Source organism: Pseudomonas sp. B19(2017) (assembly GCF_002113165.1).
In the GTDB taxonomy this organism is placed as follows: Bacteria; Pseudomonadota; Gammaproteobacteria; order Pseudomonadales; family Pseudomonadaceae; genus Aquipseudomonas.
Genome location: NZ_NEJR01000004.1, coordinates 295,295 through 319,563 on the forward strand (window position 1 = coordinate 295,295; position 24,269 = coordinate 319,563).

Consider the following 24,269-nt stretch of genomic DNA (forward strand, 5'->3'; position numbering starts at 1 on the left):
TGTTGGCTGAGTTGGAGGAAACCGCGACTTTAGTGCGCAAATATGATGATTCCTTGGCAGAAATGTTAAGGAGGGTTTAAAACAACTCGCTCTTAGAAGTGTGCCCTACAGAACAATTTGGAATGGCTGTCGGATTTCTGCCATCAAACTGTAATGCCAACGCCGCAACATCCGGATCCCTGAGTGAACATGGATAAGGATGGCAGGTTCGATGGCAAGCAGTGTGCACAGGCGCGAAGTGATTGGCTGGATGGGTGTCGGTGCCTTGGCACCGTTGCTCGGCGCCTGCTCCGCCTTTCCTGGGCAGCAGGGCGGCAGCGCCCACCTCGACCTGCTGTACGTGGCCGATACCCTTGATGCCCGCCAGCCTGGCCAGGCCGTGGTGCCGGCCACCCGCCTGGGGCCGGTCAGCCACCTGGGCCGTGCCCCATGGATGACCGGCAGCAGCGCCAGTACCGCCGACCCACGGCTGGCGCCACTGCTCGATGCCAGCCAGGCTGCATCTGCCCAACTGGGCGGCTATGCGGTGCTGGCGGCGTTGCTGGAGCAATTGCGCGGCGAGGCTGGGGCGGGCAACAGCCTGACCCTGGAAAACGGCCAAGGCTGGAATGGCAGCGGCCTGGCCTACCTGACTCAGGGCGAAAGCGGCTTGCAAGGCAGCCAGCTGCTGGGCATCGAAGCGCGGGTCAGCAGCGATGAGCGCGTGCTGTGGCCACAGCGCAGCCCGGCGCTCTATCGCCAGGCTACCGCCGTTACCCTGGGCGCCGGGCTGGCGGACACGCAACGTCAGGCTTTGGGCCTGGATGCCTTGCACTTCTTCGAACGTGGCGGCGCACGTATTGCCGTGGTCGGCGTGACCGACCCCTATGCCCAGGACCAGAAAGCCTCGCTTAAACAGTGGTATCAGTCGTTGCAGCCGGTATTCGAACAGGCCCGGCGCGAGGCCGACCTGGTGGTGGCCATGGCCGATGTCGGTACCGGGCCGGGCCTGTGGCTGGCCGAGCGGGTGCCGCAGATCGACGTGCTGCTGTGCGCTCGTGGCCAGGACCTGTGGCCGGCGCCGGTCGAGGTGAGCCAGGCCAGCGGCCGCCGCGTACCGGTGCTGTTCGCCGGTTGTCGGGGCAGCGGCGCCTTCCGCCTGCGCTGCCAGCGCGTGGCCGGGCGGTGGCAGTTCGATGGGCGTTTCTATCCGGCCTTCGAGCAACAGCTGGCACCCGCCGCGCAGCAGCGTGTCGGGGCATTGCAGGCAGAACTGCGCCAGCAGCGTGCCGGCCACGCGGCCTGGCTCGATCAACCGCTGGCCCGCGCGCCCCAGGCGCTGTGGCGCCGAGACACCCGAGGCGGCAGCTGGGACCGCCTGCTGCATCAGGCCTTGGCTGCGGACAGCAGCATGCCGGTGCTGCTGCCGGGCCTGCGTTACGACTACCCGCTGCCCGCCGGGGCGGCCATTACCCGCGAACACTTGATCAGCCTTTCCGGTGGCTATCCGGCACCGGTGGTCGAAGCGCCGGCCCGGCAGGTCGAGCAGGTTCTGGAAAACGCAGCGGAGCAACTGTTCGGCGACCCACTGCTGCTGGACAACAGCCAGGACCTGCCGCGCTGGCAGGGCCAGGCCTGGCGTGTCAGCTACAGCCCGCAAGGCAAGCGCATCAGTGGCCTGGAGCCGGTGCAGGGCCTGTGCCGCACCTTTGGCCTGCAATTCGAGACCCAGGCCGGCGAGCCACTGTGGCAACGGGTTGAAGCCTGGCTCGCGCGCCAGCCGAGCGACTGGCAACTGGCGCCGCTGCAACTGCCCGAAGTGCGCTACGTGCAGGGGCACCCGGGCTGGCACCCAAGGCAGCTGGCCTCGTGATGCTCGCCTCGCGCCTGCTCACGGGTGCTGGCCTGACCCTGGCCGGTTGGCTAGCCGCGCAGTGCGTGCTGCAACTGGGCCGCCAGCCGCAACCGGCCATTGCGCCTGCAGCTGCCGACAAACCGCTGCCGGGCTTGATGGTCGGCCACTGGCAGGTGCCCGTCGACGACGGTGCCATCACCATCACCCGCCTGCCGCTGCATTACCTCGGCGGCCTCAAGGCCCGGCCGCTGGCCTCCAGCGTGGTGGTGCTGCGCTTTGGCGAGCAGGTGCGCACCCTGGCCCGCGGCCAGCGCCTGGCGCCAGGGATAGTGCTGCAGGACATCGACAGCGATGGCCTGATTTTCAACAACCAGGGGCGGCGTGAACGCCTGCCCTGGCCGCCACGCCCCGCCGTGACCGGCTTCAAGCGGCAAGGATGAACGATGCCTGTCAGATATTGCGTAGCGGCCGCGCTGAGCCTGGCGCTGTCCATGGCCTGTGCTGAAGAGCCGGTGTTCGACGACAACGGCACGCCGATGTACGAGGTGAACTTCGTCGACACCGAACTGGGCGAGTTCATCGACAGCGTGTCGCGCATCACCGGCACCACCTTCATCGTCGACCCCCGGGTCAAGGGCAAGGTCACCGTGCGCACCGTCGACCTGCATGACGCCGACGCCATCTACGACATTTTCCTGGCCCAGCTGCGCGCCCAGGGCTATGCCACGGTCGACCTGCCCAATGGCAGCGTGAAGATCGTTCCCGACCAGGCCGCTCGTCTGGAGCCTGTGCCAGTGGAAGCGGGAGGGCAGCAGGGGGAGGGCAGCGACAGCGTGGCTACTCGGGTATTCAACGTGCGCAACGCCGCCAGCGAGCAGGTGCTGGGCATTCTCAAGCCCCTGATCGACCCACGGGTCGGTGTGATCACACCTTATCCGGCGGCGCACCAGTTGGTGGTTACCGACTGGCGCAGCAACCTGGAACGTATCGACAGCCTGCTGCGTCAGCTCGACCGCCCCCAGGAGGCGCCAGGCAGTGGCAGTACCCAGGTCATCTACCTGCGCCATGCCAATGCCGGCGAAGTGGTCAAGGTGTTGCGCGGGCTCAGCCAGGAAGGCATGGCGCCCTCCGAAGGCGCGGGCGAAGGGGAGGGCAAGGACCGGCCCGTGGTGGCTGTTGCCGGAGGCTCGGGCATCCGCCTGGAATATGAAGAAGGCACCAATGCCGTGGTCATGGTCGGCCCCGACAGCGAGCTGGCCGCCTACCGCGCCATCGTCGAGCAACTGGACATCCGCCGTGCCCAGGTTGTGGTCGAAGCGATCATCGCCGAGGTCTCCGACAGCAGCGCCCAGGAACTGGGCGTGCAGTGGCTGTTCGCCGACGAGAAGTTCGGTGCCGGCATCGTCAATTTCGGCAGCAACGGGGTGAACATCGCCAGCATCGCCGGGGCCGCTGCCAGTGGCGACAACGATGCCCTCAGCGACCTGTTGTCCAGCACCACCGGCGCCATGGCGGGGATCGGCCATTTCGGCGGCGGCTTCAACTTCGCCATGCTGGTCAACGCGCTGAAGGGCAAGAGCGGCTTCAACCTGCTGTCCACACCCACCCTGCTGACCCTGGACAACGCCGAGGCGTCGATCCTGGTTGGCCAGGAAGTGCCCTTCGTCACCGGATCGGTGACGCAGAACAACGCCAACCCGTACCAGACCATCGAGCGCAAGGAAGTCGGGGTGAAGCTGCGCATCAAGCCGCAGATCAACATCGACAACAGCGTGCGCCTGGACATCGTCCAGGAAGTGTCGTCGATTGCCGACACCACGGCTGCCAGCGACGTGATCACCAACAAGCGTGAGATCAAGACCAAGGTCATGGTCGAGGACAACGGCCTGGTGATCCTCGGCGGCTTGATCAGCGACGAACTGAGCACCAGCGACCAGCGCGTACCGCTGCTAGGCGATATCCCTTACCTGGGCCGGCTGTTCCGCTCCGACGCCACGAAGAATACCAAGCAGAACCTGATGGTGTTCATTCGCCCGCGCATCCTGCGTGACGGGCCGAGCCTGGCCGGGCTCAGCGAAGCCAAGTACCGCACCTTGCAGCAAACCACGCCACTGCAGTTGCCTGACCTGGCTGAGGCGCAAGGCGCTACGCCACTGCTGCAGGTGTTCCCCTCCAGCCGTGCACGGCTGGAAGGCGGTAACTGGTGATGCTGCCTTATCGCCAGGCACGCCAGAGCGGGGTGGCCATGGCACCGGCGGAGCACGGCTGGCAGCTGTGGCTGCGGCCCGACGCCGACAGCGCCCAGTTGCAGGAACTGCTGCGTGTGCACGGTCAGCCCAGCCTGGTCGAATACCTGGAGCCTGCGCTGTTCGACGAACGCCTCGGCCAGCTGTACCAAGCCGGCGATGCTGCCACCGAGGCGCTGATCGAAGGCATCGGCGACCAGGTCGACCTGGACAGCCTGATGAGCGAAATGCCGCGCATCGAGGACCTGCTGGAAAGCGACGACGAAGCCCCGGTGATCCGCCTGATCAACGGCCTGTTCGGCCAGGCTCTGCGCCTGCGTGCTTCGGACATCCATATCGAAACCTTCGAGCAGAGCCTGGTGGTGCGCCTGCGGGTCGATGGCCACCTGCGCGAAGTGTTGCGCCCTCCGCGTGCGCTGTCTGCCATGCTGGTGTCGCGGATCAAGGTCATGGCCCGTCTGGACATCGCCGAAAAGCGCCAGCCCCAGGATGGCCGTATCACCCTGCGCGCGGCGGGGCGCGAAGTGGATGTGCGGGTCTCGACCCTGCCCGGCATCCACGGCGAACGGGTGGTGATGCGCGTGCTCGACAAGCAGGCCAGCCTGCTGGCGCTGGGTAACCTGGGCATGCCGGCGGCGGTGCTGCACGGCCTGCGCAGTTGCCTGGCGCGGCCCAACGGCATCGTGCTGTCCACGGGGCCGACCGGTTCGGGCAAGACTACGACCTTGTATGCCAGCCTCAACAGCCTCAACGACGGCAGCCGCAACATCCTCACTGTCGAGGACCCGGTGGAATACGCTATCGCCGGCATCGGCCAGACCGCCATCAACCCGCGCGCCGGGCTGACCTTCGCCAGCGGCCTGCGCGCCATCCTGCGCCAGGACCCGGACGTGATCATGCTCGGCGAAATCCGCGATCAGGAGACCGCTCAGATCGCCGTACAGGCCAGCCTCACCGGCCACCTGGTGTTGTCCACCCTGCACACCAACAGTGCGGTGGGCGCGGTGACCCGCCTGCGCGATATGGGCATCGAACCGTTCCTGATCGCCTCGTGCCTGCGCGGCGTGTTGGCCCAGCGCCTGGTGCGGCGCTTGTGCAGTTGTGCCGTGGCGCACCCGCTGCAGCAGGCGGAACGCGACCTGTGGCCCGAACTGGCGGCGCTGGGCAGCAGCTACCACGCGGTGGGCTGCGAGCAGTGCCAGGGCAGCGGTTATGTCGGGCGCCTGGGCCTGTATGAATTTATCGAACTGGACGCCGGGCTGATCGGCCTTTTGTATGACGGTGCCAGTGAACTGGCCATGCAGGACTACCTGGGCGCACGTCGGCAGAGCCTGGTGGCGATGGCCAGCGACTGCCTGGCTCGTGGCGAGACCAGCCTGGCCGAAGTACTGCGCGTGGTGCAGGGCTGAGCCATGCCGACCTATCGCTACCAGGCCGTCGACCTCGCCGGCAAGCCCCACAAGGCCAGCTTGCAGGCCGACAGTGAACGTCATGCCCGTCAGTTGTTGCGTGAGCAGGGCCTGTTCGCCCGCTGCTTGCAGCGTCACGAAGCCGGCACCCGGCAACCCCGGTGCCAACGTCTGAGCCGCCCCCAGTTGTGCGAACTGACCCGCCAGCTGGCCACCCTGACCGGTGCCGGTATCCCGCTGGTCGACGCCCTGGCTACCCTGGAACGGCAACTGCGCCAGCCCGCCTTGCACGGTGTGCTGGTGGCCTTGCGCGGTTCGCTGGCCGAAGGCCTGGGCCTGGCGCGCAGCCTGGCGCGTCAGGGAGCACCGTTTACCGGCCTGTACTGCGCGCTGGTCGAGGCCGGCGAGCGGTCCGGGCGCCTGGCCCAGGTGCTGACCCGCCTTGCCGACCACCTGGAACAGGTGCAACGACAGCAGCACAAGGCACGTACCGCGCTGATCTACCCCACTGTGTTGATGGCGGTGTCACTTGCCGTGGTGGTCGGCCTGATGACCTTCGTCGTGCCCAAGCTCACCGAACAATTTGCCCACGCCGGGCAAAGCCTGCCGCTGATTACTTCGTTGCTGATCGGTCTCAGCCAGGGGCTGGTGCACGCCGGCCCCTGGCTGTTGGGGCTGGCGCTGTTACTTGGTGTGGTCGGTGGCTGGTTACTGCGCAAACCGCACTGGTGCCTGCGCCGTGACCAGGTGCTGCTACGCCTGCCGCGCATCGGCAGTTTGCTGCAGGTGCTGGAAAGCGCACGCCTGGCACGCAGCCTGGCGATCCTCAGCGGCAGCGGCGTGGCCCTGCTCGAAGCCCTGCAAGTGGCCACCGAAACCGTCGGCAACCGGCGCATCCGCCTGGCCATGGAGCAGGTGCGCCAGCAGGTGCAGGGCGGCACCAGCCTGCACCGCGCGCTGGATGCCAGCCAGCAATTCCCGCCGCTGCTGGTGAACATGGTCGGCAGCGGCGAGGCCAGCGGGACACTGGCCGACATGCTCGAGCGCGTGGCCGACGACCAGGAGCGCGGCTTCGCCCGCCAGGTCGATACCGCCATGGCGCTGTTCGAACCCCTGATGATCCTGGTGATGGGCGCCGTGGTGCTGTTCATCGTGCTGGCGGTGCTACTGCCGATCATGCAACTCAACCAGGGCCTGCAACTGTGACGACAAGGAGTACTGCCATGCAGCATCGACGTAACCGCCAGCGCGGCTTCACCCTCATGGAAATCATGGTGGTGATCTTCATCATCGGGCTGCTGATCGCCGTGGTCGCGCCCAGCGTGCTGGGCAACCAGGACAAGGCCATGAAGCAAAAGGTGATGGCCGACCTGGCCACCCTGGAGCAGGCGCTGGACATGTACCGCCTGGACAACCTGCGCTTCCCCAGCAGCGAGCAGGGCCTGGCCGCGCTGGTGAAAAAGCCGGCACAGGAACCGCTGCCACGGGCCTGGCGCAGCGACGGCTACGTGCGCCGCCTGCCGGAAGACCCCTGGGGCACCCCGTATCAGTACCGCATGCCCGGCGAACATGGCCGGGTAGATGTGTACTCGCTGGGCGCCGACGGGCAGCCGGGCGGTGAAGGCCAGGATGCCGACCTTGGTAACTGGGAGCTGTAACGGGTGCGCTGTCAGCGGGGCTTCAGCCTGATCGAGCTGCTGGTGGTGCTGGCCATTGCCGGGCTGATGACCGGGCTGGCGGTGGCCGGGTTGGGCAACGGCCAGGCCGGCGTCGACCAGGCCCTGCTGCGGCTGGCGGCAGAGACCCGTGGCCAGGCCGCACTGGCCCGGCATGCCGGGCAATTGCGCGGGCTGCGCTGGAATGGCCAGCGCCCGGAGTTTGTGCGCCGCGAGGGCGATGGCTGGGTAACCGAAGCGGTCGCGCTTGGCGACTGGCCCAAGGGCTTGCACCCGGACTGGCCAGCCAGCCCGCAGCCGCGCCTGTTGTTCACGCCGCATGGCTGGGCACAGCCGGGCAATGTGCGCTGGCGCTGGGGCGATGGCAGCCAGCAATGGGCGTGGGACCGTGATGGCCGCTTGCAGGTGGCGCCATGAAGCAGGGGCAGCGGGGTTTCACCTTGCTGGAAGTGACCGTGGCACTGGCGATTGCCGCTGTTCTGGCGGTTATCACCAGCCAGGTCCTGCGCCAGCGCTTGGCGGTGCAGCACAACCTGCAACAGCACCGCCTTGGCCTGCTGTGCGCGCGCGAACTGCAAACCCGTTTTGCCGTCGAGCAGTATTGGCCGGCGGAAAACCAGGTTGGCGGGGAGCTGAGCCAGGGCGGCCAGCGCTGCCACTGGCAACTGCAGCTGCGCCGCACCGGCGTACGGGACCTGCGCCGCGGCGAACTGCTGCTGTTCGCCGACCGCGACCAGCGACTGCCGCTGGGCCAGTACACCGTGTTCCTGGAGCGCCCATGACACTCCTTAGGCCCTGTGAGGTTTCTGTGGGAGCGGGTTTACCCGCGAAGCAGGCACCGCAGTGCATGGCACCGGCTTTGCCGGTGTTCGCGGGTGAACCCGCTCCCACAGGGAAGGCGTACACCCATCAGCCCAGCGTCCTGCCCACGATTTACAAGGGTGGTGAGCACGGCGCATACCCTGCAGGTGCCAGATACCCATCAGCCTGCGCGATCCCTGTGGGAGCGGGCATGCCCGCGAAGCAGGCGACTCGGTGGATGGCACCGGCTTCGCCGGTGTTCGCGGGCGCGCCCGCTCCCACAGGGAAGGTGTACACCCATCAGCCCAGCGTCCTGCCCACGAAACAGCGCCAGGCCGGCCTGCCCCTGGAGCGGTCATGAGTTACAGAGATCGTGATGCTTGCGCGGTCTCTGTGGGAGCGGGCATGCCCGCGAAGCAGGCGACTCGGTGGATGGCACCGGCTTCGCCGGTGTTCGCGGGCGCGCCCGCTCCCACAGGGAAGGTGTACACCCATCAGCCCAGCGTCCTGCCCACGAAACAGCGCCAGGCCGGCCTGCCCCTGGAGCGGTCATGAGTTACAGAGATCGTGATGCTTGCGCGGTCTCTGTGGGAGCGGGCATGCCCGCGAAGCAGGCGACTCGGTGGATGGCACCGGCTTCGCCGGTGTTCGCGGGCGCGCCCGCTCCCACAGGGAAGGTGTACACCCATCAGCCCAGCGCCCTGCCCACGAAACAGCGCCAGGCCGGCCTGACCCTGATCGAACTGATGGTTGCGCTGGCCCTGACCGCTGTGCTCGGCATCATGCTTGCCGCCCTGGTCAACGGTTGGCTCAAGGTCCGCGAACGCCTGCAGACCACCCAACAGGAAACCTCGGTGCTGGACTTCTGCCTGGCCCTGGAGCGTCGTTTCGACAGCCCGGTAATGCGCCGTCTGTACGACCAGCGCCTGCCCCTGGCCAGCCGCTGGCTGGACTGGCAGCCGGCAAGCAACCAGCTGCTCTGGGTCGCCATTACCGGCCTGCCGGAAGCCGAAGGCGGTTCGCGCCTGCAACGCCAGCGCCTGCGCTTCGAGGCCCGCGAGCAGCGCCTGCTGCTGGAAAGCTCGGCCGACCTGTACGCCGCCGCCGCTCCACGCTGGGTCCAGCGCGAGCGGCTCGACCGGGTCAGTGCCATTAATGTTCTGTATTACCAGGGCGGCCGCTGGCTGGCCTGGCCTTCCGACCAACCGGCGCACCCCGGCCGTGGCGTGCGTCTGGAACTGCAGCGTGACGGAGCACCCTATGTCTGCACCTTCGCCCTCCCGTGGGGGCGCTCATGAAGCTTGAATGGAAGCGGCGCACCCCGGCCCGATCGTGGCTGTTGCTGCGCCCGGGGCCGGTCTGGCACTGGGCGCTGGTTGAGGGCGGTTCTGTGCAAAGTGCAGGGCAGGGCGAGCCACCGGGCAACCTGCAGGCCCGTGTTGCGCTGATCCTGCCTGGCGAAGCCTGCAGCCATTTCCATGTGCCGGCTCCGCCCGGGCTCAAGCGCGAGGAGTGGCCGCTGCTGCTCGAAGACCGCTTGTTGCAGGCCACTGGCGAAGTGGCTTGCGCTTGCCTGGCCCGTGAACCCGGGCACCTTCGCCTGTTGGTGGTGGCCCGTGAGCAGCTGGACGCGTGGCGTGAGCAATGTGTTGCATGGGGTTTGCAGGTGGAGCGTTGCTGGGCAGAGTTGCAGTTACTGCCAACGCCGGAGGTAGGCAGCACCTGGAACTGGCAGCGTGCTACCGACCTGTCTTTGTACAAGGGGGTAACCGAGGACGGCCAGGAGCACTGGTTGGCTTGGCCGGTTGCGCTGGGTAGTGTGCCGCAGCAACCCTGGGCATCACTGCAAAAGCTGCCGTCTAGCGGCGACTGGCCAAGTACCTTGGCACCACTCGACTCAGTGCCTGGCCTGTTCGAGCGCACCCGCAAAATGCGCTCGATGCCGGTATTGTCCCGCCAGCATCAGCGTCTGTTTGCCGCTTGCCTGCTACTGGCTGCAGTTTGGGGTGGCCTATGGTTGACCCAGCAATGGCGCCAGGCGCAACTCTGGCGCAGCCAGGTCATCGCCGTGACCGGCGAACAGAGCAGCCCCCGGCATGCCGCGCAGGCCCTCAAGCGCCTGCGCGAAAACGAACTGCAACAGCAACTGCGCACGCGTCAGCTGGAGGACCTGCAAACCCGCTTGCAGGCTTGGCTGCGTAACAATTCCGGCTGGCGCCTGCAAGCGGTGCGCTTCGATGGCCAGCGGTGGCACTTGCGCCTGGAGGGGGAGGGCAGTACGCCGCCATGGCAGGACATGGCGGCTGCAGCAGGCGCCACTGTGCAGGTTCATGCTGCCCAAGTGATCTTCGACCTGGGGGCCGCCTCATGAACCTCGATTGGCTACAGCGTCATCGCCTGATGTTCGCTTGGGCACTGATTGCCCTGTTGCTGGGCTTCCTGGCCCTGCGTACAGGCATTGCTCAGTGGCGTGAGCTAAGCCAGTGGCGCGGGCTGGCCGAACAGGCCGCCAGCCTGCAAGGCGGCCCGGGGTTGAACCTGGAGCGGCTACGCCAGTCGGCCCAGGCGCGACAGATTGAACTGGCCGAGGTCGATGCGCAGGGCAAGGTCTGGCAGTTGCATGGGCAGGTGGCCGACGAGCGAGTGCTGCAAGGCTGGTTGCAAAGCCTGCGTGCAGAAGGTGCACAGCTATTGCAATGGGGGCTGGAGCAGGATGGCAAGGGCCTGCGCTTCAACCTGGTGATGCAGCCATGAGCCGCAAGGGCATGGCGTGGGTTGTGTTGGTGTTCGTGGTGTCGGTATTGGTAGAGCTTCCGGCCAATTGGGTGGTGCGTGCGTTCGGCCTGCCAATGCGTGACGCCAGTGGCAGCCTGTGGCAAGGCCAGGCCCGACAGTTGGGCCCGGTCGGGCCTTTGCACTGGACGGTGCAACCTTGGCGTTTGCAGGCGAACGCCCAGCTGGGCTTCCAGGGCCAGGCCTGGCAGTTGCGCGCTGAAGGCTGGCCTTGGCGCTGGCGGGCTGAGGCATCAGCGGTAGGCGCCCAGACGACAGCGCTGAGCGATTACCGTCTTGCGGGTCAGTGGCAGGGGACATTGCGGCTTCAGGGGGCTGGGCGCCAATGCCACGCCAGCGAAGGCCGCGTCACGGTGACCGACCTTGCCCTGAGCGAACCATGGTCACTGGGGTTGGGGCATGGCTGGCTGGAGTTGGACTGCCGCGGCGGCTGGCGCTTGCGAGGGCAGTTGGCACAGCAGCGGCAGCATCAGGTGGCAGTGGATGCTGATTTGCTCGCACGACGGGCGCAGGTAGTGTTTGAGTTGCAGCCTGAGGCGGAGTTGACGCCTTTGCTGCGCGGCGCACAGTGGCTTGGGCCGCAGGCTTTAACAGGGCGACGGGAGCTGCGCTGGTAGATCCGTCTACCAACAACAAGCTTGTTGTAACAGGTACTGCGTTTGCCTATTGGGCAGCAGCAATATTGCTGCTGCCGACCTTTTCCTACAGAACCTTCTGTTTTTGGTCTCGGGTGAATGAATTCACTTCAGTTGAGTGTATTTTCATCGACCCGACCAGGTGGCTAGCCTATGCAAAGCAAGCCTGTACTGCCTGCCACGTAACAGGACAACTCATGAAAAGAGATGAGCGCAAATATATATAGAGCTAGAAAGGCTCTCGGTGGAAATACGCAAATTTATGGCGGAGACCCGCAAGCTGAAAACCGAAGAGGAAAAAATGCGGCGTGAGTCGATGCTCTATCCATTCGCGGTTAGTGCAGGACTGGTCACTGCACTCGTCGCGTTGTTTACCTTTCTGGGTCGTTAGCCATGGCCAGGTCCAACCCTGGTCCGTCGCGGTAGACTTGAATTATTGCTCTGGTCCACTCAGAGTTTGACCCTACGGGCAGCTGTCCATGTGCCCTGATATTTGCAATTGAGGATGATCCATGCCGACGCGCCGTCCTGTCCCTCCCTTCGACCCCGCTACCGAGTTGGCGCAGTTGCACGCCGACGTAGCAGCTTTCCATGCAGAAATGCGCCAGACGGTGCCTGCCAACCCGATAAAACTTTGGTTGCCGTTCACCCTTGGGGCTGGGTTGGCGCTGATGGTGTTTGCTTTGGTCACCCTCTTGCCACGCCTGAGCTAATTGCCCTCAACGCCTACGCGCTGCCGGGCCTGCAATAGCTTTCTGTTACGCCCTCAAGGCCGAATCTCGATCAACGTCCCATCCCGCACCAGGTCCCACACTTCCTGCATGTCGCGGTTACGCATGGCAATACAGCCATCCGTCCAGTCCAGGGTATGGAAGTACCACTCCGGGTACTCGTCGTTGATCGGCGTGCCATGGATCATGATCATGCTGCCGGCACTCACCCCTTCACGGGTGGCACGGGCAGCATCGTTGATGTTCGGGTAGTTGATGTGCATGGCCAGGTTGAAACGGTCGCTCTGCTTGCGCCAGTCCAGCCAGTACAGGCCCTCGGGGGTTTTCTTGTCGCCTTCGCGCTCCTTGGCGCCCTTTGGCTGTTTGCCCAGCGAGATGCGGTAGGTTTTCAGTGGTTCGCCGCGGCTGATCAGCTGCAGGCGGCGTTCGGACTTGATGACCAGCACCTTGTCGATCAGCGGCTGCATGGCCTGCTGCGAAGGCGAGGGTGTTTGCACTGCCGGCTGGGGCTTGCGGATGATGGTCTCGGTGAAGGCCGCCTGGGACACCGAGGTAACGCAAAGGCAGAAAAGGGCAAACAACCAGCGCATGTAACGGTATCCCTGAAAGCTTCTAGGTGGTGGTAGTGACGTTCATCGGCGGCAGGTACTCATGGCCTATGGGGTAGTGCTGCCCGATGCGGTCGTGATAGTAGCATTCTAGTGTGCGAGTGACGGTGCGGAAAGCCAGCTCGCCCCACGGTATCTCATGTTCTTCGAACAGCCGCACCTCCAGGCTTTCGACGCCGACAGCGAAATCAAGGTCTGCCAGCTCGGCGCGGAAGAACACATGCACCTGGTTGATGTGCGGCAGGTCGAATAGCTGGTACAGGCTCATGCTGCCAACCCGGGCGCAGGCTTCCTCGACGGTTTCGCGACGGGCGGCCTGGTCGAGGGTTTCGCCGTTTTCCATGAAGCCGGCAGGCAAGGTCCAGAAACCGCGGCGTGGCTCGATGGCGCGCCGGCACAGCAGCACCTGGCTGCCCCAGGTCGGCAATACGCCGGCGACGATGTTGGGGTTCTGGTAATGGACGATCCGGCAAGAGCCGCAGACATACCGCAAGCGGCTGTCGCCCTCGGGGATCTGCTGAGTGACCGGCTGGCCGCAGGCGCTGCAGTATTTCATGTAGGGTTCCCTTTGCTCAGGTTTATCTTGGCGCGACAGTCGGTTTGCCGCAAGCGCACAGGGCTTGGGTGCTTCGCACCTTTGGTGCATCATGCAAGGCAGGCCTTGGATACGAGCGTGCGCAATGCTGGACGAGCTACTTCGCCGAATGAGCAAACACCAACCCGCATCACTGGAAACCGACCGACGGTTCCCCGAAGCGGCGGTACTTTTGCCCATTACCCGCAGCGAAGCGCCCGAACTGGTCCTGACCTTGCGCGCCAAGGGCCTGTCCACCCATGGCGGCGAAGTGGCCTTTCCCGGTGGCCGCCGCGACCCGGAAGACCCGGACCTGGTGTTCACCGCGCTGCGCGAAGCTGAAGAAGAAATCGGCCTGCCGCCAGGCCTGGTGGAAGTGATCGGCCCGCTCAGCCCGTTGATTTCGCTGCATGGCCTGAAAGTGACGCCATTCGTCGGGCTTATCCCCGATTTTGTCGAATACCGCGCCAATGATGCCGAGATCGCGGCAGTATTCACCGTGCCGCTGGAGTTCTTCCGCCAGGACCCGCGCGACCATACCCACCGTATCGATTACCAGGGGCGCAGCTGGTACGTCCCTAGCTATCGGTATGGCGAATACAAGATCTGGGGGTTGTCGGCGATCATGATCGTCGAACTGGTCAATCTGTTGTTCGATGCCGGCATCAGCCTGCACCAGCCCCCGGAGCGTTACATCGAAAACTGAGCGGGGCCACCCCGTCGTCTGCATTGCAGCCTGAGGAGCAAGCATGAAATACCGCCTGGGTGACCTGCGGGTCGAGAGCCACCCCACCAGTTGGGCCGCACCCAACGCCACGCTGATCGGCAATGTGCGCCTGCAGGCCAATGCCAGCGTGTGGTTTGGCGCGGTGCTGCGCGGGGACAACGAGCTGATCGACATTGGCGAGGGCAGCAACGTGCAGGATGGCACGGTAATGCACACCGACATGGGGTCGCCGCTGACCTTGGGCAAGGGCGTGACCGTTGGCCACAACGCCATGCTGCATGGCTGCACGGTGGGCGACTACAGCCTGGTTGGTATCAACGCGGTCATCCTCAATGGCGCGTGCATCGGCAAGCACTGCATCATCGGCGCCAATGCGCTGATTGCAGAAGGCAAGGAGATCCCCGACGGTTCGCTGGTAATGGGCTCGCCGGGCAAGGTGGTGCGCGAGCTGACCGAGCAGCAGAAACGCATGCTTGAAGCCAGCGCCGCGCACTATGTGCATAATGCCCAGCGATATGCCCAGGAGCTGGTGGTTGACGATGAGTGATGTGGTAGAGCGTCCGGTGGCCTCGCCGTGCGTGAGCATTTGTGCGCTGGACGAGCAGGATATCTGCACCGGCTGCCAGCGAACCGTGGCCGAGATCGGCCGCTGGGGGCGGATGGACAATGACGAGCGCCGGGCGGTGCTCAAGCTTTGCCACGAAAGGGCACTAGAGGCTGGCCTCATCCTCTAGGCTGATGCAGAACCCTGTGGGAGCGGGCGTGCCCGCGAAGCAGCCACTGCGCTCCATGGCACCGGCTTTGCCGGTGTTCGCGGGCACGCCCGCTCCCACAGGTACAGCGACAGCCCCCGAAGCGGGTTTACCCGCGAACGGCCCAGCGGTAATCTGTGCCGCTTGCCCACAGACTACCCGCCATGTTCTATCTGATTGCCTACATCAGCAGCGTAGTGCTGATCAACTACGCCTTCTCCAGCGCGCCACACCTGGACATCATCTGGTCCGCCTGGGGCGGCCTGGTGTTCATCCTGCGCGACATGGTGCAGACCCGCTTCGGCCATGGCGCCCTGGTCGCCATGCTGGTGGCGCTGGTGCTGTCCTATGTCACCTCGGAACCGGCTATCGCCCTGGCGAGTGCCACTGCGTTCTTCATTTCCGAGCTGATCGACTGGCTGGTGTTCAGCATCACCCGTCGACCGCTGCGCGACCGGCTGTGGCTGAGTTCGGCGCTTAGCATCCCGGTAGACACCTTCATCTTCTTCGGCATGATCGGTGCCCTGACCCCGGTCGTGATCGGCACCGCCATGGCTTCGAAATTCGCCGGTGTCACCGCCGTGTGGCTGGCCATGGCATTTCGCGCCCGGCGGGCCGCCGTAGCGGGTTGATGGTGTAGAATAGCGGTCCTTTTTCAGCGGGCGGCGCCAAGCCTGGTGCGGCCCCGGACGCCTTCGAGGACCTGAAATGACCCGTATCGGAACCCCCTTGTCGCCCACCGCGACCCGTGTACTGCTCTGCGGCTGTGGCGAGCTGGGCAAGGAAGTGGTGATCGAGCTGCAGCGCCTGGGCGTCGAAGTGATCGCCGTCGACCGTTACGCCAATGCCCCGGCAATGCAGGTGGCGCACCGCAGCCACGTGGTCAACATGCTCGATGGCGTAGCCCTGCGCGCCGTGATCGAGGCCGAGAAGCCGCACTATATCGTCCCTGAAATCGAAGCCATCGCCACCGCCACCCTGGTCGAGCTGGAAAACGAAGGTTTCAACGTGGTGCCGACCGCCCGCGCCACCCAGCTGACCATGAACCGTGAAGGCATCCGCCGCCTGGCCGCCGAAGAGCTGGAGCTGCCAACCTCGCCGTACCACTTTGCCGACACCTTTGAGGACTTCGCCAAGGGCGTGGCCGATGTCGGTTACCCGTGCGTGGTCAAGCCAGTAATGAGCTCGTCGGGCAAAGGCCAGAGCCTGCTGCGCAGCGATGCCGACCTGCAGAAGGCATGGGACTACGCCCAGGAAGGCGGCCGCGCCGGCAAGGGCCGGGTGATCGTCGAGGGCTTTATCGACTTCGAATACGAAATTACCCTGCTGACCGTGCGCCACGTTGGCGGCACTACCTTCCTTGAGCCGGTCGGCCACCGCCAGGAGAAAGGCGATTACCAGGAATCCTGGCAGCCGCAGGCCATGAGCCCGAAGGCCCTGGCCGAATCGCAGCGCGTGGCCAAGGCAGTCACCGATGCCCTGGGCGGTCGCGGCCTGTTTGGCGTTGAGCTGTTCGTGAAGGGCGACCAGGTGTGGTTCAGCGAAGTCTCGCCACGCCCGCATGACACCGGCCTGGTGACCCTGATTTCCCAGGACCTGTCGCAGTTTGCCCTGCATGCCCGCGCCATTCTCGGCCTGCCAATTCCGGTGGTGCGCCAGTTCGGGCCATCGGCTTCGGCGGTGATCTTGCCAGAGGGGCAGTCGCAGCAGACCAGCTTTGCCAACCTGGGCGCGGCGCTGAGCGAGCCGGATACCGCCATTCGCCTGTTCGGCAAGCCGGAAATCAACGGTACCCGCCGCATGGGCGTGTGCCTGGCACGTGACGAGTCGGTCGAAGCGGCGCGGGCCAAGGCGACCCGTGCATCGCAGGCGGTCAAGGTCGAGTTCTGATCCGATCGGGGCTGCGTTGCAGCCCTTCGCGGGCACGCCCGCTCCCACAGGTTTCGGCGCTACCCCTGTGGGAGCGGGCGTGCCCGCGAAGGGCCGCAACGCGGCCCCCATTACTTTACAGCTGCGTATTGCGGGTCTCTTTCAGGCACAGCACGGCAATCAGGCTGATCACCGCCGCCGCCGACACATAACCCCCTACCCAGCTCAACCCACCCATGCTCACCAGCTTCTGGGCAAAGAACGGTGCCGCCGAGGCGCCGACGATGCCGCCCAGGTTATACGCCGCCGAAGCGCCGGTGTAACGCACGTGGGTCGGGAACAGTTCAGGCAGCAAGGCCCCCATCGGCGCAAAGGTCACGCCCATCAGGAACAGCTCGATGGCCAGGAACAACGCCACCCCTGCAGTCGACCCCGAAGTCAGCAGCGGCTCCATGGTAAAGCCTGATGCCACCGCCAGCAGGCCGCCGACGATCAGCACCGGTTTGCGCCCGTAGCGGTCGCTGAGCCAGGCCGACAGGGGGGTGGCCAGGGCCATGAACACCACCGCGAAGCACAGCAGGCCCAGGAACGTTTCGCGGCTATAGCCCAGCGTGGTCACGCCGTAGCTCAGCGAGAACACTGTGGAGATGTAGAACAGCGCGTAGCACACCACCATCGCCGCTGCGCCCAGCAGGGTAGGCAGCCAGTATCTGGAAAACAGGTCGACCACCGGCATTTTCACCCGCTCGTGGCGGGCGACGGCCTTGGCGAATACCGGGCTTTCTTCCAGCTTCAGGCGTACATACAGGCCCACCAGTACCAGCGCGGCGCTGAGCAGGAACGGTATACGCCAGCCCCACTCGCGGAACTGCTCGTCGCTGAGCACCAGGGCAAGGGTCAGGAACAGGCCGTTGGCGGCCAGGAAGCCGATCGACGGGCCCAGCTGCGGGAACATGCCGAACCAGGCGCGCTTGCCTTCCGGCGCGTTCTCGGTGGCCAGCAAAGCCGCGCCACCCCATTCGCCACCCAGGCCCAGGCCTTGGCCAAAGCGCAACAGGCAGAGGATGATCGGCGCCCATACGCCAATGCTGTCGTAGCCCGGCAGCACGCCGATGGCGGTGGTGGACACGCCCATCAGCAGCAGCGAGGCGACCAGGGTCGACTTGCGGCCGATACGGTCGCCAAAGTGGCCGAACAGCGCCGAGCCCAGCGGGCGGGCAAGAAAGGCGATGCCGAAGGTGAGGAAGGCCGCCAGCATCTGCGCGGTGCCCGACCCGGACGGGAAGAACACCGGGCCGATCACCAGGGCAGCGGCGGTGGCATAGACGTAGAAATCGTAGAACTCGATGGCGGTGCCGATGAAGCTGGCGGTGGCTACCCGCGCGGGCGAGTTGACCGGCGCGGCAGGCGCTTCGGCATAGGTGCTGCTGGTTGTCATTAAGTAGGTCCCTAACAGTCTGGTCCGGCTCCATGGGCGTGCGAGGCAATAAGGCAAGCACCGCTGCGTGGACGCGGGAGCGTTTTGTTGTTGTGTGCGCCCGACTGACGATAGCCCAAGGGGGATAGGGGCGGGGCGGGCACTGTTCGGGGTGTTGAAGCAGGACCGCAGGGCGTGTCAGTGGAGCGGACTGGCCGTGGAGCGCCGGGTGCGGGTAGCAGGCGGGACGGCGGGGCTGGGTAAGCGTGACCCGAGTATAGCTATCGGGTCACGGTCCACACCAGTACCTTGCTGGCACAATTGTCCTCTGTTTCGAGGATTTCCAGGCGATAGCGGCCGATCTTCAGGCAAACAGCGCTTTCCGGGATGCTTTCCAGCGCTTCGGTGACCAGCCCGTTGAGGGTTTTCGGCCCGCCGTCGCAGGGCAGGTGCCAGCCCAGGGTGCGGTTGATTTCGCGCAGCGAAGCGGTGCCGTCGATGACGAAGGTGCCATCGGGCTGCGGGTGCACGTGGGGGTTGTCCAGGCTCTGTTCATCCTCGAACTCGCCAACGATCTCTTCGAGGATGTCTTCCAGGGTTACGATGCCCAGTACTTCGCCGTACTCGTCCACCACCACGCCCAGGCGGCGCTGCTGCTTGTGGAAGTTCAGCAGCTGCATTTGCAGGGGTGTGCTCTCAGGCACGAAATAAGGCTCGTAGCAGGCGCCAAGCAGCGTTTCCAGGGTGAGTTCGGCCTTGGGCAGCAGGTGGCTGATCAGCTTGGTGTTGAGGATCGCTTCAACCTGGTTGATGTCGCTGTGGTACACCGGCAGACGGGTGTGGCGGCTGACGATCAGTTGCTCGATGATGCGCTCGACAGGCTCGTCGAGGCTGATGCCGTCCACTTCGTTGCGCGGTACCAGGATGTCGTTGACGGTCATCCTGTTCAGTGACTGCAGGCCGTCCAGCAAGCCGTGGCGCGGTGCTTCGTGCTCCTCGTCCTCGTCGAACTCGTCGGCTTCCTGCGGGTGCAGGGCCACGGCCGTGGGTTGCACGCGGAACGGCCGCAGGATCAGCTTGGCGATGCCATCCAGCAAGCAGGCCAGCGGTTGCAGCAGGGCGAGGGGGGCTTTCAGCAGGCTGGCGCCGAGGCTGGCGAACGCCTGCGGATTGCGCCGGGCCAGGCGCCGCGGCAGGTATTCGGCAAACACCAGCAGGACCAGGGTGGCGGCCAAGCCGGCCAGCCAGAAGCCGTGCTCGCCACTATGGCGCTGGCCGACCAGGCATGCCAGGCCCAGCACCAGCAACTTGCCCAGGCTGGCGCACAGCACCAGGGCCTGGGCCGGCAATACAGGCTGGCCGTCCTCGCCGGCGCGCAACGCGCCATTGAGTTGCAGGCGGGCGGCATCCACGGCGGTGAACAGCGCTGACCACAACAGCGCCAATGCCAGGGTGCCGAATAGCGGTGCGTACGGCAGGGTATCCATGGGTGGCCGTCAGATATGCAGGATGAATTCGCGAACCAGCTTGCTGCCGAAATAGGCCAGCATCAGCAGGCAGAAACCGGCCAGCGTCCAGCGGATGGCCTTGTGGCCACGCCAGCCCAGGCGGCTGCGGCCCCACAGCAGCACGCTGAACACCACCCAGGCGACACAGGCCAGCAGGGTTTTGTGTACCAGATGCTGGGCAAACAGGTTGTCGAGGAACAGCCAGCCGGAGATCAGCGACAGCGACAGCAGGCACCAGCCGGCCCAGAGGAAGCCGAACAACAGGCTTTCCATGGTTTGCAGCGGCGGGAAGTTGCGAATCAGCCCGGACGGGTGCTTGTTCTTCAGCTGGCGGTCCTGCAGCAGCAACAGCAGTGCCTGGAACACCGCGATGGTGAACAGCCCGTAGGCCAGGATCGACAGCAGGATATGCGCGAGGATGCCCGGCTCTTCGTTTACCAGCGGCACTGTGCCGGGGGGCGCGAACTGGGCCAGCAGCGCGGTCACCGCGCCCAGCGGGAACAGCAGCACCAGCAGGTTTTCCACGGGTATGCGCAAGCAGGCCAGCAGGGTCAGGGCGATGACGGCGACGGCGATCAGGCTGGCGGCACTGAAGAAGTCCAGGCTCAGGCCCAGCGGGGTGATCAGCTGGAAGAACAGCGCACCGGCCTGGGCGAGCACCGCGAAGGCACCCAGCAGGGCAAGCAGGCGCTTGTCGGCCTTGCGGTTCTGGGCAAGATAAGAGCCCTGGTAGATGGCCGCGGCTATATATAGGCCGGCGGCGATCAGGTTGGGGATGAGGCTGGGTGAGGAGAACATAAGTCCTGGTTGGCGAGCCTTAAAGAGACGGAGTTTGGCATAGATCGCGCTGGTCTAGGAAGACTGGCAGACCGCGGGCGGCATTCGCGAAAGGTGGTGCAGACCCTGTGGGAGCGGGTTCACCCGCGAAGAGGCCGGCACAGCCACCGAATATCTACCAGGCCGCCAGCAAGGTGTGCGCCGCCGCCGCACTTCGCTATAATCGCCGCCTTGCTGTGCCTGGCGGGTATGCATTCCCGCTGGGCGCCTGACAAACCTCGGCTTTTACTGGGCCTGAAAGGATCACCATGTTCGAAAACCTGACCGACCGCCTGTCACAGACGCTGCGCCATGTCACCGGCAAGGCCAAGCTGACCGAAGACAACATCAAGGACACGCTGCGCGAAGTGCGCATGGCCCTGCTCGAGGCCGACGTTGCCCTGCCGGTGGTCAAGGATTTCGTCAACAGCGTCAAGGACCGTGCAGTCGGCACTGAAGTGTCGCGCAGCCTGACTCCGGGCCAGGCGTTCGTGAAGATCGTCCAGGCCGAGCTGGAAAGCCTGATGGGCGCGGCCAACGAAGACCTCGCGCTGAACGCCGCCCCGCCCGCCGTGGTGCTGATGGCCGGCCTGCAGGGCGCCGGCAAGACCACCACCGCCGGCAAGCTGGCGCGCTTCCTCAAGGAGCGCAAGAAAAAGAGCGTGATGGTGGTGTCCGCCGACGTCTACCGCCCGGCGGCGATCAAGCAGCTGGAAACCCTGGCCAACGACATCGGTGTCACCTTCTTCCCCTCCGATATCAGCCAGAAGCCCGTGGCCATCGCCGAAGCGGCCATTCGTGAAGCCAGGCTGAAGTTCATCGACGTGGTCATCGTCGATACCGCCGGCCGCCTGCACATCGACGCCGACATGATGGACGAGATCAAGGCGTTGCATGCCGCGGTCAAGCCGATCGAGACCCTGTTCGTGGTCGACGCCATGACCGGCCAGGACGCCGCCAACACCGCCAAGGCGTTTGGCGAGGCGCTGCCGCTGACCGGCGTGGTGCTGACCAAGGTCGACGGCGACGCCCGTGGCGGTGCCGCGCTGTCGGTGCGTGCCATCACCGGCAAGCCGATCAAGTTCATCGGTATGGGCGAGAAGACTGAAGCCCTCGAACCGTTCCACCCTGACCGCGTCGCCTCGCGCATCCTCGGTATGGGTGATGTGCTCAGCCTGATCGAACAGGCCGAGCAGAACATCGACAAGGCCAAGGCCGACAAGCTGGCCAAGAAGCTGAAGAAGGGCAAGGGCTTCGATCTCGAAGACTTCCGCGACCAGCTGCAGCAGATGAAGAACATGGGCGGCCTCGGCGGCCTGATGGACAAGCTGCCGAGTATCGGCGGGGTCAACCTGTCGCAGATGGGCAATGCCCAGGGCGCCGCCGAAAAGCAGTTCAAGCAGATGGAAGCGATCATCAACTCCATGACCCCGGCCGAGCGCCGTGATCCAGAGTTGATCAGCGGCTCGCGCAAGCGCCGTATCGCCATCGGCTCCGGCACCCAGGTGCAGGACGTCGGCCGCCTGATCAAGCAGCACAAGCAAATGCAGAAGATGATGAAGAAATTCTCCGCCAAGGGCGGCATGGCCAAGATGATGCGCGGCCTGGGCGGGATGCTGCCGGGCGGCGGCATGCCGAAGCTGTAACCTCTATTCCGGGTGCCTGCCGTTTGTCCGGCAGGCACCCAGAACCCCCGCTGTGGCGGGGCAATGGCCGCGGATTTCGCGGCTCAACCGGCAGATCTGGACGGCGGGGCAGGGCCTTGCCGAAAAAGTCATTTGCAAATGTCCGTGTATTCCCCGAGAATATGCGGCCTTTTGGGCACCCGTGTGCCTATTTGGCATTCAGATTTGCAGTACCAGCTGCTGTATCAACTGCAGCACCGACTATAGGAACGATGTTCACATGGTAACCATTCGTCTGGCCCGTGGCGGCTCGAAAAAGCGCCCATTCTACCACCTGACCGTGACCAACTCGCGTAACGCCCGTGACGGCCGTTTCGTTGAGCGCGTAGGTTTCTTCAACCCGATCGCTGCTGGCGCCGAAGTCAAGCTGTCGGTCAACCAAGAGCGCGTCAACTACTGGCTGAGCCAGGGTGCACAGCCGTCTGAGCGCGTTGCTCAGCTGCTGAAGGACGCTGCCAAGGCTGCTGCCTGAGTAGTATGAACGCGACGCCAGAAAAGGCTGACGACCTCATCGTCGTTGGCAAGATTTTTTCGGTTCACGGCGTTCGCGGCGAGGTGAAGGTGTATTCCTTTACCGATCCGATTGAAAACCTGTTGGATTATCCGCGCTGGACGCTTCGGCACGAAGGCAAGGTAAAGCAGGTCGAGCTGGTCAACGGTCGTGGCTCCCAGAAGGGCCTGGTCGTGAAGCTGAAAGGCCTCGATGATCGCGATGAAGCCCGTCTTCTGAGCGGTTACGAAATCTGCATTGCGCGGAGCCTTTTGCCCAACCTGGCTGCTGACGAGTACTACTGGTACCAGTTGGTGGGCCTGAAGGTCATCAACCAGGACGAACAGCTGTTCGGCAAGGTCGATCACCTGTTGGAGACCGGTGCGAACGATGTATTGGTGGTCAAGCCCTGCGCAGGCAGCCTGGATGATCGCGAGCGTCTGTTGCCCTATACGGCGCAATGCGTGCTCGACATCGACCTGGAAGCAGGCGTGATGCGGGTTGAATGGGACGCGGACTTCTAAACGATGGGTAACCTTCGCGTAGACGTCATCACGTTGTTCCCCGAGATGTTCTCGGCCATCACGGAGTACGGCATTACCAGCCGCGCGGTGAAACAGGGGTTGCTTCAGGTGACTTGCTGGAACCCGCGGGACTACACCACAGATCGTCACCATACGGTGGATGATCGGCCGTTTGGCGGTGGTCCGGGCATGGTGATGAAAATCAAGCCTCTGGAAGACGCCCTGGTTAGCGCCAGGCAAGCGACCGGAGCAGCGGCGAAGGTGATCTACCTTTCGCCACAAGGCCGCAAGCTGACTCAGCAGGCGGTCAAAGGCCTGGCCGAACAGGAATCGTTGATCCTGATCGCCGGTCGTTATGAAGGCATCGACGAGCGCTTTATCGAGGCTCATGTCGATGAGGAGTGGTCGATTGGCGACTATGTGCTTTCCGGTGGCGAGCTGCCGGCCATGGTACTGATCGATGCGGTTACACGGCTGCTGCCCGGAGCTTTAGGGCATGTGGACTCGGCGGAAGAAGATTCCTTCACCGACGGTCTGCTCGACTGCCCGCACTATACCCGGCCTGAGGTGTATGCGGATCAGCGTGTTCCCGACGTGTTGCTAAGTGGCAACCATGCACACATCCGGCGTTGGAGAATGAAGCAGTCCCTTGGTAGGACCTTCGAACGACGCGCCGATCTTCTGGAAAGTCGCTCGCTTTCTGGAGAAGAGAAGAAGCTGCTCGAGGAATATCTCCGCGAGCGGGACGATAGTTAAACGTATCGATGGTGGATCACGTATCCATCTTAGGAGCACAGCATGACCAACAAGATCATCCAGCAGCTCGAAGCCGAGCAGATGAGCAAGGAAATCCCGACCTTCGCACCAGGCGACACCGTTGTCGTTCAGGTTAAAGTGAAGGAAGGTGAGCGTTCCCGTCTGCAGGCGTTCGAAGGCGTCGTTATCGCCAAGCGTAACCGCGGTCTGAACAGCGCCTTCACCGTGCGCAAGATCTCCAGCGGCGTTGGCGTAGAGCGTACCTTCCAGACCTACAGCCCGCAAATCGACAGCCTGGCCGTGAAACGTCGTGGTGACGTGCGTAAAGCCAAGCTGTACTACCTGCGCGATCTGTCCGGCAAAGCCGCTCGCATCAAGGAAAAACTGTCCTGAGTGCAGTTTGCCCGGTGGCCAAGGC

General features: G+C 64.6%; 29 protein-coding genes. 23 read left to right on the forward strand and 6 right to left on the reverse strand.

Features of this window, described 5'->3' with window-relative positions:
- Positions 1-211: 211 nt before the first annotated feature.
- From CAF70_RS09000 to CAF70_RS09065, 12 genes are all read left to right on the forward strand, one after another.
- Positions 212-1,852: a lipoprotein UxpA gene (locus tag CAF70_RS09000; RefSeq protein ID WP_085624138.1), complete on the forward strand. Its 1,641-nt coding sequence runs from the start codon at positions 212-214 to the stop codon at positions 1,850-1,852.
- On the forward strand, positions 1,849-2,274 hold the full coding sequence (locus tag CAF70_RS09005; RefSeq protein ID WP_178076367.1) for a pilus assembly protein PilZ: 426 nt from the start codon (positions 1,849-1,851) through the stop codon (positions 2,272-2,274). Before CAF70_RS09000 ends, CAF70_RS09005 begins: the two co-directional genes overlap by 4 nt.
- A gap of 3 nt (positions 2,275-2,277) precedes the next feature.
- Positions 2,278-4,041, forward strand: a complete 1,764-nt coding sequence (gene gspD, locus CAF70_RS09010) for a type II secretion system secretin GspD (protein ID WP_085624142.1) — start codon at positions 2,278-2,280, stop codon at positions 4,039-4,041.
- Entirely contained in the window at positions 4,041-5,489 is a 1,449-nt protein-coding gene (locus tag CAF70_RS09015) for a GspE/PulE family protein (RefSeq protein ID WP_085624144.1), read from the forward strand. The genes gspD and CAF70_RS09015 overlap by 1 nt, the downstream gene beginning before the upstream one ends.
- Positions 5,490-5,492: 3 nt before the next feature.
- Positions 5,493-6,695, forward strand: coding sequence for a type II secretion system inner membrane protein GspF (gene gspF, locus CAF70_RS09020; RefSeq protein WP_085624146.1), 1,203 nt, complete (start codon positions 5,493-5,495; stop codon positions 6,693-6,695).
- A 17-nt stretch (positions 6,696-6,712) separates the two neighbouring features.
- The gene (gene gspG / locus CAF70_RS09025) at positions 6,713-7,147 is read left to right on the forward strand and encodes a type II secretion system major pseudopilin GspG (protein ID WP_063911442.1); all 435 of its coding nucleotides are present in this window, start codon (positions 6,713-6,715) and stop codon (positions 7,145-7,147) included.
- A 3-nt stretch (positions 7,148-7,150) separates the two neighbouring features.
- Entirely contained in the window at positions 7,151-7,582 is a 432-nt protein-coding gene (gene gspH / locus CAF70_RS09030) for a type II secretion system minor pseudopilin GspH (protein ID WP_085624148.1), read from the forward strand.
- Positions 7,579-7,947, forward strand: a complete 369-nt coding sequence (locus CAF70_RS09035; protein ID WP_085624150.1) for a type II secretion system protein GspI — start codon at positions 7,579-7,581, stop codon at positions 7,945-7,947. Before gspH ends, CAF70_RS09035 begins: the two co-directional genes overlap by 4 nt.
- A 645-nt stretch (positions 7,948-8,592) precedes the next feature.
- Complete coding sequence (locus CAF70_RS09050; protein ID WP_085624154.1) at positions 8,593-9,264, forward strand: type II secretion system protein; 672 nt, start codon at positions 8,593-8,595, stop codon at positions 9,262-9,264.
- On the forward strand, positions 9,261-10,337 hold the full coding sequence (locus CAF70_RS09055; protein ID WP_085624234.1) for a GspL/Epsl periplasmic domain-containing protein: 1,077 nt from the start codon (positions 9,261-9,263) through the stop codon (positions 10,335-10,337). The genes CAF70_RS09050 and CAF70_RS09055 overlap by 4 nt, the downstream gene beginning before the upstream one ends.
- Positions 10,334-10,720: a type II secretion system protein GspM gene (gspM, locus tag CAF70_RS09060; protein WP_085624156.1), complete on the forward strand. Its 387-nt coding sequence runs from the start codon at positions 10,334-10,336 to the stop codon at positions 10,718-10,720. The genes CAF70_RS09055 and gspM overlap by 4 nt, the downstream gene beginning before the upstream one ends.
- Positions 10,717-11,376 (forward strand): general secretion pathway protein GspN, encoded by a 660-nt coding sequence (locus tag CAF70_RS09065; protein ID WP_085624158.1) that lies wholly within the window; start codon positions 10,717-10,719, stop codon positions 11,374-11,376. The genes gspM and CAF70_RS09065 overlap by 4 nt, the downstream gene beginning before the upstream one ends.
- Positions 11,377-11,765: 389 nt before the next feature.
- Here the strand turns inward: CAF70_RS09065 and CAF70_RS28105 are convergent, their stop codons facing one another.
- Positions 11,766-11,987: a hypothetical protein gene (locus CAF70_RS28105; protein WP_158090311.1), complete on the reverse strand. Its 222-nt coding sequence runs from the start codon at positions 11,985-11,987 to the stop codon at positions 11,766-11,768.
- Between CAF70_RS28105 and CAF70_RS27680 the strand changes: the two genes are divergently transcribed.
- Positions 11,907-12,107, forward strand: a complete 201-nt coding sequence (locus tag CAF70_RS27680; protein ID WP_085624160.1) for a hypothetical protein — start codon at positions 11,907-11,909, stop codon at positions 12,105-12,107. The genes CAF70_RS28105 and CAF70_RS27680 overlap by 81 nt on opposite strands.
- Before the next feature lie 53 nt (positions 12,108-12,160).
- Here the strand turns inward: CAF70_RS27680 and CAF70_RS09075 are convergent, their stop codons facing one another.
- Together CAF70_RS09075 and CAF70_RS09080 are read right to left on the reverse strand one after the other, a co-directional pair.
- Positions 12,161-12,715 (reverse strand): murein L,D-transpeptidase family protein, encoded by a 555-nt coding sequence (locus CAF70_RS09075; RefSeq protein WP_085624162.1) that lies wholly within the window; start codon positions 12,713-12,715, stop codon positions 12,161-12,163.
- A gap of 22 nt (positions 12,716-12,737) precedes the next feature.
- Positions 12,738-13,289, reverse strand: coding sequence for an NUDIX hydrolase (locus CAF70_RS09080; RefSeq protein WP_085624164.1), 552 nt, complete (start codon positions 13,287-13,289; stop codon positions 12,738-12,740).
- A 124-nt stretch (positions 13,290-13,413) separates the two neighbouring features.
- On the opposite strand from CAF70_RS09080, the gene CAF70_RS09085 reads away from it, so the two are divergent.
- From CAF70_RS09085 to purT, 5 genes are all read left to right on the forward strand, one after another.
- Complete coding sequence (locus tag CAF70_RS09085) at positions 13,414-14,013, forward strand: CoA pyrophosphatase (RefSeq protein WP_085624166.1); 600 nt, start codon at positions 13,414-13,416, stop codon at positions 14,011-14,013.
- 43 nt (positions 14,014-14,056) lie between these two features.
- Complete coding sequence (locus CAF70_RS09090) at positions 14,057-14,581, forward strand: gamma carbonic anhydrase family protein (protein WP_085624168.1); 525 nt, start codon at positions 14,057-14,059, stop codon at positions 14,579-14,581.
- The gene (locus CAF70_RS09095) at positions 14,574-14,768 is read left to right on the forward strand and encodes a DUF1289 domain-containing protein (protein ID WP_085624170.1); all 195 of its coding nucleotides are present in this window, start codon (positions 14,574-14,576) and stop codon (positions 14,766-14,768) included. The genes CAF70_RS09090 and CAF70_RS09095 overlap by 8 nt, the downstream gene beginning before the upstream one ends.
- A gap of 182 nt (positions 14,769-14,950) precedes the next feature.
- Positions 14,951-15,418, forward strand: coding sequence for a VUT family protein (locus CAF70_RS09100; protein WP_085624172.1), 468 nt, complete (start codon positions 14,951-14,953; stop codon positions 15,416-15,418).
- Between the two features lie 76 nt (positions 15,419-15,494).
- Positions 15,495-16,676 carry a formate-dependent phosphoribosylglycinamide formyltransferase gene (gene purT, locus CAF70_RS09105; protein ID WP_085624175.1) on the forward strand — a complete coding sequence of 394 codons (1,182 nt, stop codon included), beginning with the start codon at positions 15,495-15,497 and terminating at the stop codon, positions 16,674-16,676.
- A gap of 115 nt (positions 16,677-16,791) precedes the next feature.
- On the opposite strand, the gene CAF70_RS09110 is transcribed toward purT, so the two are convergent.
- The 3 genes from CAF70_RS09110 to CAF70_RS09120 form a co-directional block, all read right to left on the reverse strand.
- Complete coding sequence (locus CAF70_RS09110; protein WP_085624177.1) at positions 16,792-18,093, reverse strand: MFS transporter; 1,302 nt, start codon at positions 18,091-18,093, stop codon at positions 16,792-16,794.
- A 260-nt stretch (positions 18,094-18,353) separates the two neighbouring features.
- Complete coding sequence (locus tag CAF70_RS09115) at positions 18,354-19,559, reverse strand: transporter associated domain-containing protein (protein WP_085624179.1); 1,206 nt, start codon at positions 19,557-19,559, stop codon at positions 18,354-18,356.
- 9 nt (positions 19,560-19,568) lie between these two features.
- Entirely contained in the window at positions 19,569-20,378 is an 810-nt protein-coding gene (locus CAF70_RS09120; protein WP_085624181.1) for an inner membrane protein YpjD, read from the reverse strand.
- Positions 20,379-20,665: 287 nt separating this feature from the next.
- On the opposite strand from CAF70_RS09120, the gene ffh reads away from it, so the two are divergent.
- The 5 genes from ffh to rplS all read left to right on the forward strand — a co-directional run bounded on the left by ffh (position 20,666) and on the right by rplS (position 24,244).
- Entirely contained in the window at positions 20,666-22,042 is a 1,377-nt protein-coding gene (gene ffh / locus CAF70_RS09125; RefSeq protein WP_085624183.1) for a signal recognition particle protein, read from the forward strand.
- A 259-nt stretch (positions 22,043-22,301) separates the two neighbouring features.
- Complete coding sequence (rpsP, locus tag CAF70_RS09130) at positions 22,302-22,553, forward strand: 30S ribosomal protein S16 (RefSeq protein WP_003259424.1); 252 nt, start codon at positions 22,302-22,304, stop codon at positions 22,551-22,553.
- Between the two features lie 5 nt (positions 22,554-22,558).
- A complete protein-coding gene (gene rimM / locus CAF70_RS09135) occupies positions 22,559-23,095 on the forward strand; it encodes a ribosome maturation factor RimM (protein ID WP_085624185.1) in 537 nt (178 codons plus the stop codon).
- A 3-nt stretch (positions 23,096-23,098) separates the two neighbouring features.
- Positions 23,099-23,851, forward strand: coding sequence for a tRNA (guanosine(37)-N1)-methyltransferase TrmD (gene trmD, locus CAF70_RS09140; protein WP_003252146.1), 753 nt, complete (start codon positions 23,099-23,101; stop codon positions 23,849-23,851).
- Between the two features lie 42 nt (positions 23,852-23,893).
- Positions 23,894-24,244, forward strand: coding sequence for a 50S ribosomal protein L19 (gene rplS / locus CAF70_RS09145; RefSeq protein WP_003252148.1), 351 nt, complete (start codon positions 23,894-23,896; stop codon positions 24,242-24,244).
- Positions 24,245-24,269: the final 25 nt, after the last annotated feature.

Excerpts from the sequence above, each read along its gene's own strand:
- CAF70_RS09000 (WP_085624138.1), top strand. The coding sequence starts at position 212 with ATGGCAAGCAGTGTGCACAGGCGCGAAGTGATTGGCTGGATGGGTGTC.
- gspD (WP_085624142.1), top strand. The coding sequence starts at position 2,278 with ATGCCTGTCAGATATTGCGTAGCGGCCGCGCTGAGCCTGGCGCTGTCC.
- CAF70_RS09015 (WP_085624144.1), top strand. The coding sequence starts at position 4,041 with ATGCTGCCTTATCGCCAGGCACGCCAGAGCGGGGTGGCCATGGCACCG.
- gspF (WP_085624146.1), top strand. The coding sequence starts at position 5,493 with ATGCCGACCTATCGCTACCAGGCCGTCGACCTCGCCGGCAAGCCCCAC.
- gspG (WP_063911442.1), top strand. The coding sequence starts at position 6,713 with ATGCAGCATCGACGTAACCGCCAGCGCGGCTTCACCCTCATGGAAATC.
- CAF70_RS09035 (WP_085624150.1), top strand. The coding sequence starts at position 7,579 with ATGAAGCAGGGGCAGCGGGGTTTCACCTTGCTGGAAGTGACCGTGGCA.
- CAF70_RS09050 (WP_085624154.1), top strand. The coding sequence starts at position 8,593 with ATGGCACCGGCTTCGCCGGTGTTCGCGGGCGCGCCCGCTCCCACAGGG.
- CAF70_RS09055 (WP_085624234.1), top strand. The coding sequence starts at position 9,261 with ATGAAGCTTGAATGGAAGCGGCGCACCCCGGCCCGATCGTGGCTGTTG.
- gspM (WP_085624156.1), top strand. The coding sequence starts at position 10,334 with ATGAACCTCGATTGGCTACAGCGTCATCGCCTGATGTTCGCTTGGGCA.
- CAF70_RS09065 (WP_085624158.1), top strand. The coding sequence starts at position 10,717 with ATGAGCCGCAAGGGCATGGCGTGGGTTGTGTTGGTGTTCGTGGTGTCG.
- CAF70_RS27680 (WP_085624160.1), top strand. The coding sequence starts at position 11,907 with ATGCCGACGCGCCGTCCTGTCCCTCCCTTCGACCCCGCTACCGAGTTG.
- CAF70_RS28105 (WP_158090311.1), bottom strand. The coding sequence starts at position 11,987 with ATGGAAAGCTGCTACGTCGGCGTGCAACTGCGCCAACTCGGTAGCGGG.
- CAF70_RS09075 (WP_085624162.1), bottom strand. The coding sequence starts at position 12,715 with ATGCGCTGGTTGTTTGCCCTTTTCTGCCTTTGCGTTACCTCGGTGTCC.
- CAF70_RS09080 (WP_085624164.1), bottom strand. The coding sequence starts at position 13,289 with ATGAAATACTGCAGCGCCTGCGGCCAGCCGGTCACTCAGCAGATCCCC.
- CAF70_RS09085 (WP_085624166.1), top strand. The coding sequence starts at position 13,414 with ATGCTGGACGAGCTACTTCGCCGAATGAGCAAACACCAACCCGCATCA.
- CAF70_RS09090 (WP_085624168.1), top strand. The coding sequence starts at position 14,057 with ATGAAATACCGCCTGGGTGACCTGCGGGTCGAGAGCCACCCCACCAGT.
- CAF70_RS09095 (WP_085624170.1), top strand. The coding sequence starts at position 14,574 with ATGAGTGATGTGGTAGAGCGTCCGGTGGCCTCGCCGTGCGTGAGCATT.
- CAF70_RS09100 (WP_085624172.1), top strand. The coding sequence starts at position 14,951 with ATGTTCTATCTGATTGCCTACATCAGCAGCGTAGTGCTGATCAACTAC.
- purT (WP_085624175.1), top strand. The coding sequence starts at position 15,495 with ATGACCCGTATCGGAACCCCCTTGTCGCCCACCGCGACCCGTGTACTG.
- CAF70_RS09110 (WP_085624177.1), bottom strand. The coding sequence starts at position 18,093 with ATGACAACCAGCAGCACCTATGCCGAAGCGCCTGCCGCGCCGGTCAAC.
- CAF70_RS09115 (WP_085624179.1), bottom strand. The coding sequence starts at position 19,559 with ATGGATACCCTGCCGTACGCACCGCTATTCGGCACCCTGGCATTGGCG.
- CAF70_RS09120 (WP_085624181.1), bottom strand. The coding sequence starts at position 20,378 with ATGTTCTCCTCACCCAGCCTCATCCCCAACCTGATCGCCGCCGGCCTA.
- ffh (WP_085624183.1), top strand. The coding sequence starts at position 20,666 with ATGTTCGAAAACCTGACCGACCGCCTGTCACAGACGCTGCGCCATGTC.
- rpsP (WP_003259424.1), top strand. The coding sequence starts at position 22,302 with ATGGTAACCATTCGTCTGGCCCGTGGCGGCTCGAAAAAGCGCCCATTC.
- rimM (WP_085624185.1), top strand. The coding sequence starts at position 22,559 with ATGAACGCGACGCCAGAAAAGGCTGACGACCTCATCGTCGTTGGCAAG.
- trmD (WP_003252146.1), top strand. The coding sequence starts at position 23,099 with ATGGGTAACCTTCGCGTAGACGTCATCACGTTGTTCCCCGAGATGTTC.
- rplS (WP_003252148.1), top strand. The coding sequence starts at position 23,894 with ATGACCAACAAGATCATCCAGCAGCTCGAAGCCGAGCAGATGAGCAAG.